Annotated in this window: 11 protein-coding genes; 5 read left to right on the forward strand and 6 right to left on the reverse strand. The window is 67.7% G+C overall.

Translation table 11 applies throughout. From position 1 onward, the window contains the following. Positions 1-36 precede the first annotated feature (36 nt). The 3 genes from GobsT_RS03175 to GobsT_RS03185 all read right to left on the reverse strand — a co-directional run bounded on the left by GobsT_RS03175 (position 37) and on the right by GobsT_RS03185 (position 3,042). Entirely contained in the window at positions 37-1,389 is a 1,353-nt protein-coding gene (locus GobsT_RS03175) for a PQQ-binding-like beta-propeller repeat protein (RefSeq protein WP_029600897.1), read from the reverse strand. Between the two features lie 117 nt (positions 1,390-1,506). Further along, positions 1,507-1,920, reverse strand: coding sequence for a hypothetical protein (locus tag GobsT_RS03180; protein ID WP_010040166.1), 414 nt, complete (start codon positions 1,918-1,920; stop codon positions 1,507-1,509). A 69-nt stretch (positions 1,921-1,989) separates the two neighbouring features. Further along, positions 1,990-3,042 carry a DUF1559 domain-containing protein gene (locus tag GobsT_RS03185; RefSeq protein WP_010040164.1) on the reverse strand — a complete coding sequence of 351 codons (1,053 nt, stop codon included), beginning with the start codon at positions 3,040-3,042 and terminating at the stop codon, positions 1,990-1,992. A gap of 158 nt (positions 3,043-3,200) precedes the next feature. Between GobsT_RS03185 and GobsT_RS03190 the strand changes: the two genes are divergently transcribed. Then, complete coding sequence (locus GobsT_RS03190; protein WP_010040162.1) at positions 3,201-5,786, forward strand: sulfatase-like hydrolase/transferase; 2,586 nt, start codon at positions 3,201-3,203, stop codon at positions 5,784-5,786. 36 nt (positions 5,787-5,822) lie between these two features. Here the strand turns inward: GobsT_RS03190 and GobsT_RS03195 are convergent, their stop codons facing one another. Then, positions 5,823-6,887 (reverse strand): hypothetical protein, encoded by a 1,065-nt coding sequence (locus GobsT_RS03195; RefSeq protein ID WP_010040160.1) that lies wholly within the window; start codon positions 6,885-6,887, stop codon positions 5,823-5,825. A gap of 2 nt (positions 6,888-6,889) precedes the next feature. After that, positions 6,890-9,016 carry a glycoside hydrolase family 32 protein gene (locus tag GobsT_RS03200; protein WP_010040158.1) on the reverse strand — a complete coding sequence of 709 codons (2,127 nt, stop codon included), beginning with the start codon at positions 9,014-9,016 and terminating at the stop codon, positions 6,890-6,892. Between the two features lie 126 nt (positions 9,017-9,142). Here GobsT_RS03200 and GobsT_RS03205 point away from each other — a divergent pair, with 126 nt between their 5' ends. Next, positions 9,143-10,399: a Gfo/Idh/MocA family protein gene (locus GobsT_RS03205; RefSeq protein ID WP_033198335.1), complete on the forward strand. Its 1,257-nt coding sequence runs from the start codon at positions 9,143-9,145 to the stop codon at positions 10,397-10,399. Between the two features lie 66 nt (positions 10,400-10,465). On the opposite strand, the gene GobsT_RS03210 is transcribed toward GobsT_RS03205, so the two are convergent. Continuing rightward, positions 10,466-11,716, reverse strand: a complete 1,251-nt coding sequence (locus GobsT_RS03210; RefSeq protein WP_010040155.1) for an FG-GAP repeat domain-containing protein — start codon at positions 11,714-11,716, stop codon at positions 10,466-10,468. A 176-nt stretch (positions 11,717-11,892) separates the two neighbouring features. Between GobsT_RS03210 and GobsT_RS03215 the strand changes: the two genes are divergently transcribed. From GobsT_RS03215 to GobsT_RS03225, 3 genes are all read left to right on the forward strand, one after another. Next, positions 11,893-12,681: a MotA/TolQ/ExbB proton channel family protein gene (locus GobsT_RS03215; RefSeq protein ID WP_010040154.1), complete on the forward strand. Its 789-nt coding sequence runs from the start codon at positions 11,893-11,895 to the stop codon at positions 12,679-12,681. A gap of 94 nt (positions 12,682-12,775) precedes the next feature. Then, complete coding sequence (locus GobsT_RS03220; protein WP_010040153.1) at positions 12,776-14,002, forward strand: hypothetical protein; 1,227 nt, start codon at positions 12,776-12,778, stop codon at positions 14,000-14,002. 24 nt (positions 14,003-14,026) lie between these two features. Next, positions 14,027-15,541 carry a VWA domain-containing protein gene (locus GobsT_RS03225; RefSeq protein WP_010040151.1) on the forward strand — a complete coding sequence of 505 codons (1,515 nt, stop codon included), beginning with the start codon at positions 14,027-14,029 and terminating at the stop codon, positions 15,539-15,541. Positions 15,542-15,834 lie beyond the last annotated feature (293 nt).

Consider the following 15,834-nt stretch of genomic DNA (forward strand, 5'->3'; position numbering starts at 1 on the left):
CCACTTGTGCCTTTGGGGCGAGCTTCTAACCCTACCTTACTCCGCGAGCGAGAAGCACACGAGTTCCTTGTCGTTGCGGATGTAGACGCTCTTGTTCGCGAACGCCGGGTGCGTCCACAGCACCTTGCGCCCGAACGCGGCGCCGGTCGGGTCGAGCAGGTGGGTGCGGCTGAGTTCCTCGTACCCCTTCGGCGAGAGCCGCGCGATGATCAGGTCGCCGGTCTCGGAAAAGAGGACGTGCCGGTCCCCGTTCTTCACCACGAACGCGGTCCCCGACCCGCTGCCCTTGAACCCCTCTTCCTCTTCCTTGCCGATCACCGGCTTGTGCGTGAACCACAGCTTCTTGCCCGTCCCCAGTTCGACCGCGCGCAGCATGCCGGGCTGGTCCACGCCGTAGATGGTGCCGCCCTCAATGAGGGGCGTCATGTTAACGGGGTACAGCCCGCGCGGCTTCGCCTTCGCGCCCGCTTTGTCCACCGCCTCGTTCCACACCACCGACGCGCCGGGCTTGTCGCGGTCGAGCTTGAGAACGGCACACGCGCCGATCCCGCCGGCGAACAGCAGGTCCCCGCTCTGCCGCGGCGCCATGATCGACATCCCGTACATCGGCTCCAGGTCCACCTTCCAGTACACCTTGCCGGTGAGCGGGTCGAGGCTGTTGAGGGCCTGCGCGTGCCAGATCAGCACTTGGTCGGTCCCGCCCGCGTGGATGAGCGTGGGCGGGCAGTACCCGGGCTCGCGCGCCTCAAGGGCCTTCCACAGTTCCTTGCCGGTCTCCTTGTCGAAGGCAATCGCAGTGGCCTTGTCGCCCCCGGCGAGGCAGATCAGCGCGTTCTTGTACACGAGCGGGTGCCCGCAGAAGCCCCACACGGGCACCTTCGCGCTGTAGTCCTTCACGAAGTTTTTCGACCAGACCACTTTTCCGGTAGCGGCGTCGAGGCAGAAGAGGTCGCCCATCGCGCCCAGGGAGTAGACCTTGCCGCCGCTGACGGTGGGGGTGCAGCGCGGCCCGGCCGGGTAGCTGATCTGGTAGGGGCACTCGTACCCGTGCTTCCACAACTCCTTGCCGTCCTTCGCGTCGAGGCACAGCACCCGCTCGGTGCTGTTCACCTTCTGCTTGGTGTCGAACGGGTCTTCGGGGTTCGCCGCGCCTTTCGCGAGCAAGCGGTCGAGCACGTACACCCGGCCGCCCGCGACCGCCGGGCCGCTGTAGCCGGCCCCGATCGCCGCCGTCCACGTCGGCTTCAAGCCGGCCGCGGGGAACTTCTTCACGATGCCGGTTTCGGCCCACACGTCGTCCCGGTTCGGCCCCATCCACTGGGGCCAGTCGTCGGCCCGAACGGGCGCACAAACAAAGAGTAAAGCGAGGCAGGTGAGGGTGCGTGACACGTCGGCCTCCGAATGCAGGGTGTGCGAGCGGTTGGGAGGGATACGGAAGGGACGTGCCTGTCTTACAGGGAAGGGCGGCGCCCGTGTGCCCCGTGGCGCACAGGCGTCGCCGCGCGGTCACTTCGATTTCAGGTCGAAATCGAAGGTGTTCGGTCCGTCGCCGACGACCTCGCGGATGATGGTCCCGTCGTTGTACTTGGCCGGGAGCAGGTTCTCCTCGACCGTCTGGTCGTACCCGGGGCCGTCGATCTTCATCTTCTCCTTCATGGAGATCTTGCGCATCGCGGCGAGCCGCACCTTGTTCTTGCCGACCGGGGCCATGCCCTCGTAGCGGCCGTCGAGCAGGGTACAGGTGCCGGGCGGTTCGCCGTTCGCCGCGTCGAACGTGACCGTGCCGGTTTCGACCGCCTTGCCGTCGAGCGTCACCTTGCCGGACACCCGGGCGCGGGCCACGTCGGTCCTCTTTTTGTCGCACCCGACCAGCGCCGCAGCGGCGAGCAGGAGGGCGCAGGCGCAAGCGCAGCGGATCACAATAGCACCTCGTAGAGAGAAAACCCGCCGAGATGAACCCGGCGGGCCGCGTGTGCGAACGTTAGCGGGTTAATCGTTAACCAGCGGGATCCCGTCGTCGCGGGTGGCGAGTTGGGCCAGGGTCGCGATCGGCAGGCTGTCGCGGAGGAATTTCACCGACCCGTCGCCGTACAGGGCGTTGACCCCGCCGGTGTGCGCCGAGTTGAGCGGGACGTTGGTCCCCACGTTGTCACACACGCCCTGGTTGCCGCAGTCCCCGGGCGGGTCGACCCAGCCGGTCTTCTGGTTGATGCGGTACCGGATGGTGGTCATCTGGAAGGTGCGGGCGTCGCCGATGTTCCCGCCGCCGGCCGGCGTGCGGTTGGTGTGCCAGCCGATCATCCACCCGTGGAGCTGTCCGGTGCCCCAGCTCACCTTGGACCCGTTCGCCGTGACCAGGAAGTCGTTCTGCTCGCTCACCAGGATCTGGTTGCTGGTGCCGTCGCCGATCTGGTTGAGTGCCAGTTTGGTCTCCACCCCCGGAACCAGCGCGCCGCCGCCCGAGGCGATGCCCCCGGAGCAGCACCCGGCGCTGCCGCTGTTGGTGAAGAACCGGCTCTCGGTGTACCCCGTGATCAGCCCGTTCACGGCACCGGTGACGGCGACGTAGTGGTTCTTCTGGATGTTGCTCCCGTTGTGCGGGGACGGGGTCACGTCCCCGATCGGGGACGACGGGCACAGGTAGTTCTTGATCCGGGCGTTGCTGGCCACGGTGCAGTTGTTGGTGGCGCTGGCCCCCCACCCGGACCCGCCGGTGAAGGTGAACTGCTTGAACATGTTGTCCTGCTCCATGTTGGGCAGGATGAACACCGTCCACGCGCTGCCCCAGCCGTTACCGGTGCCGTAGGGCGGCGTGTCGGTCGTGCCGCCGGACGGCAGGTGGCCGCGCTGGTCGTGGAAGTTGTGGATCGCCAACCCCATCTGCTTGAGGTTGTTCTGGCAGGACATGCGTGCGGCCGCTTCGCGGACCTTTTGCACGGCGGGCAATAACAGGCCGATCAGGATCGCGATGATCGCGATCACCACCAGCAGCTCGATCAGCGTGAACGCACGCCGCGAGCGGGAAGAAACGGGGGCGGGCATGGCGGCCTCGGGAGAAGAGGAACAACCAAGAATCGAAAAAGGGACATCGAACCAGCAACACAATACCTACACAAAACAGGTTCCGCAATGATAACTATCTGAAGATCGCAGAAGCGGATATCTTCGCCCGTCCGCCCTTGAACACCAAAGGGGACCCCATGCGCCGTACCCTTATTATCGCCGCACTCTTGTTCGGGACCGTGCCCGCCGCGCGCGCGGCGGGCACGCCCAACGTGGTGCTGATCTTCGCCGACGACCTGGGGTACGGCGACGTGGGCTGCTTCGCCGGCGCGGGGGGCGCGCCGGCCCCGGACACGCCGCACCTCGACAAGCTCGCCAAGCAGGGCGTGCGGCTGACCGACTTCCACGTCTCGCAGGCGGTGTGCTCGGCGTCGCGGGCGTCGCTGCTAACCGGGTGCTACGCCAACCGGATCGGGATCCACGGCGCGCTGGGGCCGAACGCGCGGCACGGCCTCCACGCCGACGAAACCACGCTCGCGGAGGTCTGCAAGAGCCGGGGGTACGCCACGGGGATGGTCGGCAAATGGCACCTCGGCCACCGCCCGCAGTTCCTGCCCACGCGGCACGGGTTCGACTCGTACTTCGGGCTGCCGTACTCGAACGACATGTGGCCCGAGCACCCCGAGGCCAAGAAGGGCACTTACCCGCCGCTCCCGCTGTTCGAGAACGAGACGGTCGTCAACGGCAACGTGACCGCGGCCGACCAGTCCAAGCTGACCGCGCAGTACACCGAGCGCGCGGTGAAGTTCATCGCCGAGAACAAGGCGACGCCGTTCTTCCTGTACGTGGCGCACACGATGCCGCACGTCCCGCTGTTCGTCGGCGATCAATTCAAAGGTAAGTCCAAGCAGGGGCTTTACGGCGAGGTGATTCAGGAGATCGACTGGTCGGTCGGCGAGATCCTCAAAGCTCTCGATGAGCACAAGTTGGCGCAAGACACGCTAGTGGTCTTTACCAGCGACAACGGCCCGTGGCTGAGTTACGGGAACCATGCCGGCTCCGCGGGCTTGCTCCGCGAGGGGAAGGGGACATCGTGGGAGGGCGGCACGCGGGTGCCGTTCATCGCACGGTGGCCGGAGAAGATCCCCGCCGGCGCCACCTGCGACGTCCCGGCGATGACGATCGACCTCTTGCCGACCGTTGCGAAGCTGATCGGGGCGAAGCTCCCCGAACGCAAGATCGACGGCGGGGACATCTTCCCGCTGCTCCGGTGCGCGCCCGACGCGAGTATGGCCCACGAGGCGTACTTCCACTACTACGCGACCAACGAACTCCAGGCCGTCCGCACCCGCGCCTGGAAGCTGGTCCTGCCGCACACGTACCGCACGATGCAGGGCCAACCGGCGGGCAAGGACGGCACCCCCGGGCGCTACAAGCAGGTGAAGATCGAGAAGCCCGAGCTGTACCACGTTTCGCAAGACCCCGGCGAGACGCAGAATGTCGCCGCCGCGAACCCGAAAATCGTGACCCAGCTTCTCGAACTGGCCGAGAAGGCGCGCATGGAGTTGGGGGACTCGCTCACCAAACGCACCGGAACGGGCACGCGCGAAGCGGGGCTCGTGAAGGACGCGGCTCCCACCCCTTCGCTCAAGAAGGAAGGGAAGGATGGCTCCTTCGCCGCCGAACTGATCTTCCCGCTGCACAAGCAGCACAACCACGCGCCGGGGATCGTTGAGTGCCCGAACGGCGACCTGTTGGTGTCGTGGTACCGCGGCAGCGGCGAGCGCTCGGCCGACGACGTGGCCGTTTACGGCGCCCGGAAGAAGGCCGGGGCCGACACGTGGAGCGACGCGTTCTTAATGGCCGACACGCCCGGGTTCCCGGACTGCAACACGACGATGTGGGTCGATAAGGACGGCAAGCTGTGGCTGTTCTGGCCGCTGATCCTCGCGAACTCGTGGGAGTCGTGCCTCACCTCCTACCGCGTGTCGTCCGACTACCAGACGGGCGGCGCGCCGAAGTGGGAGTGGCAGGGCACCATACCCCTCAAGCCGAAGGACTTCGAGGGGGTGATGCTTCGCGAGTTCGAGGCGTGGAAGAAGCAGGTCGCGGCGGCGTCGAAGATGCCGTTCGAGCCCGACGCCGCGCCGCTGAAGAAGAAGGTCGGCGACAAGCTCCTGTCGCGCCTCGGCTGGCAGCCGCGGTGCAAACCCGTCGTGCTGGGCACCGGGCGCGTGCTCCTGCCGCTGTACTCGGACACCTACGACGCGGGCCTCATGGCCCTCTCCGACGACGGCGGCAAGACCTGGACCGCGTCGCAGCCGCTGGCGGGGTTCGGCAGCATCCAGCCCGCGGTGCTGGAGCGCAAGGACGGCACGCTCGTCGCGTACATGCGCGAGAACGGGGTGTTCAAGAAGGTGCGCGCGTGCGAGTCGAAGGACCGCGGCGAATCATGGGGAACGGTTTACAGCACCGACCTCATCAACCCGGGAAGCGGGCTCGACGCGGTGCGGCTCGCGAGCGGGAACTGGCTGATCGTGTACAACGACACGGTCAAGGGGCGCAGCCGGCTGGCAGTGTCGCTCTCGGACGACGAGGGGAAAACCTGGAAGTGGACCCGGCACCTGGAGAAGCACGAAACCGGGCAGTACCACTACCCGGCGGTGATCCAGTCGAAGGACGGGGCCGTTCACGCCGTGTACAGCTACTTCGTGGCCGACGGCAAGAGCATGAAGCACGCCCGCTTCGACGAGGCGTGGGTCAAACAGGGTGACGGGCGGTAGGGAACCGCACGCTCGCGCCGGCCCCGGGTGCCGGCGCTACTGGGTCAGCTCGAAGTTGTCGAAGAACCCGTTTTCTTCTTCCGGCCGGGCGCGGACCCCGTTCGGTCCGCTGATCTGGACGACGATCACCGCCTTTTCGAGCACGACCATTCGCACCAGGGTGCCGCCCATGACCATTTCAAAAGCGCTGCTGCCGAGCCACCGAACGCGGTTGGAACTGCCGCCGGTGAACCGGCCGTAGCCGGTTCGCGTCATCAGGTCGCGTGACGCGCGCGGGATCGAGGTGCGGTAGCGGTGAACCTCAACGATCACCTGCGTGCCGCTCTGGCCGCGCACGCCGAACGCCCCGAGCCCGCCGGTCCTGTACGAGAACATCGACTCGAGTTGCGGGATCTCGCCCCCGCCGGGGAGCGGTCCCCCGCCGAACCCGCCCGGCACGTTCGCGCCGAACACCGTCGGCTCGCCCGGGAACGCCGCGCGGAACCCGGACTGCGGGTAGTCGTACTGCTTCCACCCGGGCGGCACCGGTGCGCGGGCGGCGAGCACCCCGCCCGGGCCGACTAGCAGGTAGCCGCCGAGCGCGAGCCCACCGAGCAGGACCAGCCCGCCGACCACGAGCGCCACAACGCGCCCGCTTCCGCCCCCACGCGATACGCTTCTTCGCCTCCGCCGGCGCGGGCGGTCGTCGTCCTCGTAATCGTCGTCGTCCGCGCGGCGCTTCTTCTTGCGGGGGCGGTCGTCTTCGTCGCCCTCGTTGCGTCGCGCGACTTGCCGGCGAGGGGCTTCGTCCTCGTCCCCGTCGTCGGTCCACCCGCGCACCGGGTTGGCGAAGCCGCACTTGGGGCAGTGGACCACCTTGACCTTGGCGAGAACGGCGACCATCGTGTTGCAGACGACGCAGCACGAGATGGTGGTCTGCACCTTGGGCTTGGGCACGGGCGCGGCGACCTTCGCCTCCACGACTGGCACCTCTTCGACCGGCAGGAAGGCGGGGACGGTGGCGACCGCCTTGCACTTCGGGCACCGGATCTGCTTGCCCGCGGCCGACTCCGGCGCGCTGAGCTGCGCGGGGCACCCGGGGCACGGGACGACGAGCGACATGGTTACTTCTCCCACGCGGATTTCAGGCGCCACACGGCGCCGCTGTCCAGGCGCCCGCCGAGCCCGACCGTGCGGTTATTCTCGTTCGGGATCGCGGCGACCGACATCGCGACCCGCCCGTTGTCGGCGAACACCTCAACGGAGCCGCGATCCACGAGCACATGAAGCAGGAACGCGCCGGCCGGCGCGTCGACCGGTGCCGTCACGCCGTTGCAGGTCAGGACATTCTTGTCCGGGTCATAGCTGAGCTTCGTTCCGCGGAGGTCGAGCACGAACGGGCGGCCGGCGCTGGCGGTGCAGATCACTTCAAACGCATCCAGGTTCTCGGCCAGCACGGTCGGCTCTTTCGCGTCCGTGTCCTTGAACCGCGCGACCGGTTCGGCGGTTTCTCGCAACGACCGCAACTCGTCAACGGGCATCGCCGCCAGGCGCGGGCCGTCCGGGGTGGTCAGCAGCCGGAGTTCCACCGGTACGGTCATCTGTTGGTTAAACGGCGTACCGGGGAACGACACGCCCTGTGCCCAGCCGATCTGGACCCGACGCGGCGAGTTCCCTTTCCGCGCCGGCGCGCTGTCGAACGTCTGAGCGGCGTAGAACCGGCCGTACCACAGTTGCTTCTTTTCCTTGAAGTCTGGTTTGAACTGCTTGCCGTCGAAGTCGCCGAGCAGGTACTTTCCGTCCGCGCCGTAGAGCACCCACCGACTCCGGGCGTCGCGCGGGCCTTTGCCGCTCACGACCTGCTGGAACAGGTCCGGGCACTCGAAGAAGCCCTCGATACGGCTCGCGAACGTCCACGCCTTCAGGTCGGGCGAGGTGTAGAACGCAATCCACTGCTTCTTCTCGGCCTCGTCGTAAACGGCCATGACCCAGTTCTTCGTCGGCTCGTGCCAGATGAGCTTGGGGTCGCGGCCGGCGTGCTTCACCACCGGGTTCTTGTCGTACTCGGTCCAGGTGCGGCCCCCGTCGGTGCTGGACGCCATGCACTCGCCGCGCCCGGTGCTCGTGTAGGCCAGCACCAGCGGCGGCTTCTCCTTTGTGCCCCACCCGGATGTGTTGTCCTTGTCCACCACCGCGGACCCGGAGAAGGCCCAGTCGCCGTACTTCCTGGGGTAGAGCGCGATGCCCTCTTCCTTCCAGCGGAACAGGTCCGCGCTGACCGCGTGGCCCCAGTGCATGTTGCCCCACTCGCGCCCGAACGGGTTGTGCTGGTAGAACAGGTGCCACGCGCCGTCGGCGTACACCAGCCCGTTCGGGTCGTTGAGCCACCCCGTGCGGCTGGTGAAGTGGAACAGCGGCCGGTGCATCTCCTTGTAGATCTTGTCCGCGTCGGCCCAGCGGGGCGATTGGTCGACCAGCCCCGCGAGCTTCACGTCCGCCGGCAGCAGCGCTTCCACGGTGAGCTTCTTGCCCTTAAACGCCGACACGTCGGACGTGGCCCGGAAGTCGCCTTTGCCGTCGGTGGCGAGTTCGATGTCGAACTCGCGCACCACGGCACCGCCCACGAGGAACCGGACCCGTCGAACCGGCGCCCCGTTCTTCACCGGCAGGAGCAGGTACGGCTGCGTGAGGTCGAGCGTGGCGGTCAGCAGCTCGTTCTGCTTCTTCGTGTCGCTGAGCACGATGTGATCGACGTTGATGTGCCCCCAGCCGCCCTTCTGCTGGTCGACGATCTCGATGACCGCCTTCTGGCCGGCGAACTCGGTCACGTCCCACGAGTGCCAGTCGAGGTGCTCGCTCCCGCCCGGCCGGTCGTTCGGCCCGGTCGCGGTGCGTGCCACTTTGCCGCCGACCAGCAGATTGATGCAGGTCTTCCCGGGGTGCTTGCCGCCGCCCACAAGGAAGTTCAGGTATTTGCGGTCGATGGTGAGTTCCGGCGAGGTGAGCGTGCCGGTGCTGTCGTCGCCGTTGAGGAAGCTGTTCACCAGCCCCTTACCGAGAAAGCCCGAGACAGACATTTGGCCCGGGAGGGTGCCCGCGGCCGGCCCCGGGCCGAACGCGGTGCCGGTGGTTTTCCAGCCCGCGCCGTACGTGCTGCCCTCGAAATCCGCGACGAGAACGTCCTTGCGGTCTTCGGCACCGAGCGGCGGCGCGAGGGCGGCACAGATGAGGAGCGAGAGAGGGAATCGCATCGCGTGGCCCCAACGGCCCCGGGAGTGGGTCCCCGGGACTGAAACACTTGGTAACCCGAATCCGCACAGGTTACCATGCTTCGCATCGCGATTCACCACGTTGTTCGCCCGTTCGGAGCGCTGCCCGTGCCGACAACCCGCCGCCAGTTCCTCACCACATCCGCCCTCACCCTCTCCGCCGCGTCTTACGCCCGCGCCGCCGACAACCCGAGTGCCAAAATCCGGCTCGCAGTGATGGGGCTCCGCACCCGCGGTAAGCAGCTCATCCCGGGCTTCGCGGCGCTGCCCGGGGTCGAGATCTCGCACGTCATCGACCCCGACCCCGCGATGGTGAAGCCCGCCCTGGACGTGCTCAAGAACCCGGCGTCGCTGCCCAAAATCGAAACCGACGTCCGCAAGATGCTGGACGACAAGTCCGTGACCGCCGTGGTGGTGGCGGCCCCGGACCACTGGCACGCGCTCGCGACCGTCTGGGCCGCGGAGCGGGGCAAGCACGTGTACGTCGAGAAGCCGGTGTCGCACAACCTGATTGAAGGCCGGCGAATGGTCCAAGCGGCCCGCAAGTACAAGGTGGTTATCCAGGCCGGCACGCAGCGCCGCAGCTCGACCAGCGTCGCGGCGGCGCGGGAGTTCGTGAAGTCCGGGAAGCTCGGGAAGGTGGCGTTCGCGCGGGCGTGGATCGCCGGGAGCCGCAAGCCGATCGGCAAGAAGGCCGACGGGCCGGCGCCGAAGGGCGTCGATTACGACCTGTTCCGCGGCCCGGCCCCGGAGCGTGCGTTCAACGCGAACCGGTTCCACTACAACTGGCACTGGTTCTGGGAAACGGGCACCGGCGAACTCGGCAACAACGGCATCCACGGCCTCGACGTGATCCGCAACGTGCTCCAGCTCGACGCGCCCACGCGAATCGCCTCAATGGGCGGGAAGTACGTGTTCGATGACGACCAGGAGACGCCGGACACCCAGACCGCCATGTTCGACTTCCCGGGGTGTACGGTGGTGTGGGAGCACCGGGTGTGGGAGAAGAGCGGTCCCGAGAAGCAGTCGTTCGGGATCATTCTGCACGGCGAGAAGGGGTCGTTGCTGTTCGACGGGAGCGGCTGGCACGTGCGCGACGGGGAGGAGATCAAGGAACCGAACGGCCCCGACATGGTGAAGGCACACCAGAAGAACTTCATCGACGCCGTCCGCGGCGACGCGAAGCCGAACGCGGAGGTGGAGGAGGGCCACAAGAGCACGCGGCTGTGTCATCTCGGGAACATCGCGTTCCGGACGGGCAAGGTGCTGAAGTTCGACGCCGCGACCGAGACGACGGATTCGTCAGAGGCGAACAAGCTGCTCGGCCGCGAGTACCGCAAGGGGTTCGAACTGCCGGCGGTGTGATGTGAGCCGGCCAAGGGCCGGGGCGCGGTCGAACTGTAACGGATGCGGCTCGACCGCGCCGCGCCGTCACTTCCCCTGATTCCAGTAAATGCGCGCGTTCCCGGTCACACGGCCAACGGCGATGATGTCGGGCCGGCTGTCGCTATCGAGATCGGCCACGGTCAGGTCTTCGACCGCCACGCCGCCGTCTTCAATGATGGTGCGGTCCCACTTGGCTCCTTTGCCGTCGGTGCACTTGTAAACCCGCACCCCGCGGCGCTCCTTGAACGTGTCGCCCAGCTTCGGGTTTGGGTCGTCGCGCACCCCGATGACGAGTTCGTCGGCGCCGTCACCGTCGAGGTCCGCGAACCACACCGCGTGCCCCCAGCGCAGTTGCTCGTCAATCACGTGGCGTTGCCAGGTTCCGCCCGTTTGCGTTGGGGTGTACGTCACCACCTGATTCCCGTGCCACGGCTCGACGGTTGCGATCACCCGGGCGGCTTTACTCACTTGCCCCGGTTTGATCTCGCTCGCACCGCGGCTGCCCTTGGGGTTGGCCTGGTTGCCTTCACCGATTTTGTTCACCGACCAGCCGGTCCCGCCCCCGCGGAGCACATGGACGCCGTCGTAGCTTGTGACCAGCACGCCGGTCATGGGGCGCCCCCCGGCGCCGCTATGTCCGAGAAGGGCGAAGTTGTGGCACACGTGCAGTTCTTCCGAGAGTACCTGCGTCTTCCAGTTTTCCTTCTTCTCGGGCTCCTTTGCCGGTACCTTCAACGCCACGATGCGAACCGGCTTGCCGTCGGTCCAGTTGCCCTTCGCGCTCGACCCACGGCCCATCAGCGGCACGTGAACGATTTCCGGCTTCCCGTCGCCGTCGATGTCGAAGCAGCGCACGCGGTGGACCGTCGGCTCCTCGCAGGGGAGTTCGTACATCGCCCACTCTTTGGTCGCGTCTGCACCGCGTTTCAGCCACACGAGTTGTCCCGGGTTTGCGGTGTCGAACGGCTTCCACGCCGCGCCGACCACCAGTTCCGGGAGCCCGTCGCCGTCGATGTCGATCGGGGCGACACACACGTTGTCCGGCTTCGTCTTGCCGTCGAGGATGACGAACTTCTTCCAGCCCGCGCCCGCCTTCCCGGGGTTCTGATACCAGACGACCTTGTGCTGATCGACCACCACGATGTCGGGCCTTTTGTCGCCATCAATGTCGGCGGTGACGACCGCGTACCCAATCTTCAGTCCGGTGTCGATCTCTTGAGTTTTAAATCTCGGCGCGTCTGCGGCGAATGTCTGGAAACCGCAGAGTGCGGCGGTGACGGCGAGTAGGTGGCGCACGGCAACTGGTTCTCACGGGATGGGAAGATGGGGCGGCTCCGCGGAGCGCCCAGCTTACCACACCGACCCGTTCGGTACACAACTCCTTGCGGCCCGACAGTTGGAACCGGACAATACGCCTCTGAGGTTGCCCGGCGCCCGGTTTGTGGGATCCTGAACGCACGAGGAAACGGTTGATGTCGATACCCGCGTCTCACCGCCCGGCCCGGGAATGGCTCCTGCTCCTGATCGCGCTGGCGGTCGTGGCGGTGGTGGTGGCGCCGCTGTGGCAGTTGATGGGCAGCCCGGAGTCCCGGGCCGAACTGGAGGCGCGGTGGACCCGGGACCGGCTCGCGAAGCTGTTCCTCGGCTTCGAGCAGGTGCTGTGTTACGTTTGCGCGGCGTGGGCCGTACTGATCCTCCAGAGCCGGTTCCGCGAGGTGCTGGCCCAGCGCCGGGCGTTCGCCCTGGACCTGTTGCCCACGGAAGAGGGGGCACGCATCTTGCCCGAAGACGCCCGCCCGCTCGGTCGGAAGCTCGAGCAGGTGACCGCCGGCCGGCCGCTCGTCCTGGCGAACCTGGTGCGGCTGGGGCTGGGGAAGTTCGCCGTGAGCAAGTCCGCGACCGACGTCGCGGAGGTGGTCCGGAACCAGGCCGATGTCGAAATGTCGCGGATGGTGACCGGGATGTCCACGGTCCACTACCTCGCCTGGGCGATCCCGGCGATCGGTTTCGTCGGCACCGTCCGCGGGCTGGGCGGCGCGTTCGGCGCCGAAGCGACCGACATCGCGGAGTTCACGCGCCAGGCGAAGGACCAACTGAAGGTCGCGTTCGACTGCACGCTGGTGGCCCTCGTGCTGAGCCTCGTGCTGATGTATTTGGTCCACGCGGTGCAGCGGGCGGAGGAGTCGCTCGTCACGGACGCGCAGCAGTACTGCCAGGAGCACCTCCTGCTGCGGTTGTACTCAGGGGGCGAGGGGGAGTGAGCGCGAACCAGGGTTCCGGAGGGGCCGAAGTGGCCGTCCGGTGTCTCTCGCGTGCTCTCGGCCCGGGTCCCACACCTACATTCGTCACACTGACATGCTCTGGTCCCGCAAGCCCGCTCCGGTTCACGACCGCCACCGCGCGGTCGGCATCGACCTGACCGCGAGCCGCGCCCGCGCGGAAGCGGCGGGCGAGAAGTCGCGCGCGCTGGTGCTCGACGCCCCGGACGAGGAGCTCGCGCTGTTCGTCGCCGGCGACCGGCGCGGGCCGGAGGTCGGGCGCGCCGGGGTCGGGTTGTACCGCAAGCTGCCGCACCTCGTTTGCTCCAACTTCCTCCCTGCGCTCGGGCAGTCGCGCGAGTGGAAGCTGGGCCGGCACACGCTCACGGCCGAGGCCGCGCTCGGGCTGGTGTTCGACCGGCTCCGGGCGGTTATTGGGGGGGAGTCGGACGGCACCGCGCTGGCGCTGCCGGCGTACCTGACGCCCTCGCAGGTGACCCGCGTCGGCGCCGCGGCGGGCCGCGCCAAGTTCGCCCTCAAGGGCACCGCGGTCGGCGGGCTGGCGCTGGCCGCGGACCGCGCCGCCGGGGTCCTCGGCGGGGACGGGGCCGGCCCCCCGCCGGCCGCCGGCTGGGTGGTGCCGCTGCGGCCCGGCGCGAGCGGCCCCGGCGCCGTGATGGTGCTCGACGCCGACGAGTTCGCCGTGTCGGCGCTGCTGGTGGCGGTCGACCGGGAGCAGGTGCGCGCGGTCGGTGGGGCGGCGTGGCCGCGGCTCTCGGTCAAGGTCTGGAAGGAGCGGCTCCTGGACGCCGTTGCGGACCGGTGCGTCAAGTTGTGCCGTCGCGACCCGCGCGACTCGGGCGAGGCCGAGCAACTGCTGTTCGAGCAACTGGACGAGGCGTTCGACCGCGCCCGCGCCGGCCAGCGCATCGGGCTGACCGTCCGCACCGCGCACTGGTTCCAGGACATCGTTCAGCAGCCCGAAGAGTTCGAGGCGCACTGCTCGGCGCTGGTCCGGCTCGCCGGCGAGTCGGTGCGCGACTTCGTAAACGGTATCGGGCTGGCCGAGCCGCCCCGCGCGGTCTGGCTGACCGACGCCGCCGGGCGCCTCCCCGGGTTCGTCCGGGCGGTCCACGCGAACACCCCCGAGGGCACGGCGGTCGAGATCCTGCCCCCGAACGCCGTTGCGGCGGCGGCGGCGGCGCTGGTGCCGCGGTGGCTCACCGGGGCGCTCCCCCGGGCGCACCTCGATAGCCTGATCCCGCTGCCCCCGCGACCGGCCGCCCCGGCCGGCGCGCGAGCGACCCCGCGCGCCAGCGGGTGACCCGGACGACAGGAGGAACCGTCGATGCGAATCCGCCACAAGCAGCCCACGCTGGTCAGCATGTGGATGCTGGACGTGTTCTGCTGCGCGCTGGGGTGCGTCACGCTCCTGTTCCTGCTGAACAGCCGGCTGGCGACGGACGCCGCCCGCGCCAGCCGCGACGCCCGCGCCGACCTCGCGCACACCGACCAGCAGCTCGCCACCGCCCTCGCGGCGCTCGAAACCACCCGGACCAAGCTCGCGACCGAAGAAGCCGAACGCGGGAAGCTGACCGCGTCGCTCGCCGAGCTTGAAGGCGCGCGGCTCAAACTGGTTGACGAGTCCCGAGCACTCACCGAGGACCTCAAACTCGCCCGTACCGAGAAGGATGAAGCCGGGCGTAAACTTGACACCGCACGCGACGAGCTGAAAACCGCGCGGACCCTCCTCGATTCGACTCGAGAGAGCCTCGCCGGGCTCGAAAAGAAGGCCACCGCCACCGCGAAAGAGCTGGCCGACGCGCGGGCCGAGGCCGCCACCGCCGACCGGCTCCTCAAGGCGCGTCAGACCGACATCGACGAGCTCGCCAAGAAGGACGCCGCCCGGGCCACCCAGCTCGACGGCCTCCGGCGCTCGATGCTGTCCAAGGACGCCGAGCGGTCGGCGCTGGACGCGCAGCTCGCGGAGGCGCGCAAGGAACTCGCCGAGCTCGACGCCAAGCTCCGCGCGACCCGGCGGGAGCTGGACGCGCAGATCGCCGCCACGAAGGCCGGGGCCGCGAAAACGGGCGAGGAACTCGGCACCGCCCGCGCGCAGATCAAGGACCTGAACAAGAAGGTCGACGACGCGAACGCCACCATTATTGACCTCCAGGGTGAGAAGGCGAAGCTGGCCGACAAGTACGACCGGTTCCAGAAGGAAGCGGAGACGCGGTTCGCCGGGGTCGCGATGACCGGCAAGCGGGTCGTGTTCCTCGTGGACATGTCCGGCAGTATGGGCAAGCGTGACCTTCAGACTCTGGACGGTACGAAGTGGCCGCTGGTGGTCGAAACGGTGTGCAAAGTGATGCGCAGCATCTCGACGCTGGAGCGCTACCAGGTGGTCGTGTTCTCCAGTTCCGCCCGCTGGCTCTTTGACGACGGGGAGTGGTGCTCGTTCGACGGCGAAAAATCCGTCGTCCGGGTACGCGACGCGCTGTTGAAAACGAAGCCGGTGGACGACACCAACATGTACGCGGCGTTCGAGAAGGCGTTCGGCCTGAAGACCTCGGGGCTCGACACGATGTACCTGTTCTCCGACGGCCTGCCGACGAGCGGCCCCGGGCTAACGCGGGAGCAGGAGAAAGCGAACCCGCCGCTGTCGGAGTCGGAACTCGGGGTGATCCTCGGTAAGCACGTGCGCGACACGCTCGCGTGCACGTGGAACAAGCCCGCTGCGGGGCAGTCGCGGGTGCGGATCAACGCCATCGGGTTCTACTTCGAGAGCGTCGAGGTGGGGGCGTTCCTCTGGTCGCTCGCGCGTGACAACGACGGGAGCTTCGTGGGGATGTCCAAACCGTAATCGGGTCAGGGGGCCATGCCGCCCGGTGCCCCGAAAACCAGTTTCTGATACCACAGGTCAATTTTTCAGCTTCCCCTCATTTTCTTCTTGTGTGGGTCGTCAGATTAGCGTACAACATAAGCACTCGCAGACTCGCGCCGAATCGAATCGCTATCCGATACAACTCACTCTCCCTCGGACGCACCTTTCGGTCGCGCGTTTCCTTTTGATTGATTGTTCTCTCGTTACATGGCGTAACAGCGTATCTCCTGCGTTCGTAGGAGGTGCTGCGCCTACTGTCTTCCATTCTCGTC

This window comes from Gemmata obscuriglobus (genome assembly GCF_008065095.1).
Lineage (GTDB): Bacteria > Planctomycetota > Planctomycetia > Gemmatales > Gemmataceae > Gemmata > Gemmata obscuriglobus.

Bases quoted from the DNA above. Each gene is read 5' to 3' on its own strand.
- GobsT_RS03185 (WP_010040164.1), bottom strand. From the start codon at position 3,042: ATGCCCGCCCCCGTTTCTTCCCGCTCGCGGCGTGCGTTCACGCTGATC.
- GobsT_RS03190 (WP_010040162.1), top strand. From the start codon at position 3,201: ATGCGCCGTACCCTTATTATCGCCGCACTCTTGTTCGGGACCGTGCCC.
- GobsT_RS03195 (WP_010040160.1), bottom strand. From the start codon at position 6,887: ATGTCGCTCGTCGTCCCGTGCCCCGGGTGCCCCGCGCAGCTCAGCGCG.
- GobsT_RS03200 (WP_010040158.1), bottom strand. From the start codon at position 9,016: ATGCGATTCCCTCTCTCGCTCCTCATCTGTGCCGCCCTCGCGCCGCCG.
- GobsT_RS03215 (WP_010040154.1), top strand. From the start codon at position 11,893: ATGTCGATACCCGCGTCTCACCGCCCGGCCCGGGAATGGCTCCTGCTC.
- GobsT_RS03220 (WP_010040153.1), top strand. From the start codon at position 12,776: ATGCTCTGGTCCCGCAAGCCCGCTCCGGTTCACGACCGCCACCGCGCG.
- GobsT_RS03225 (WP_010040151.1), top strand. From the start codon at position 14,027: ATGCGAATCCGCCACAAGCAGCCCACGCTGGTCAGCATGTGGATGCTG.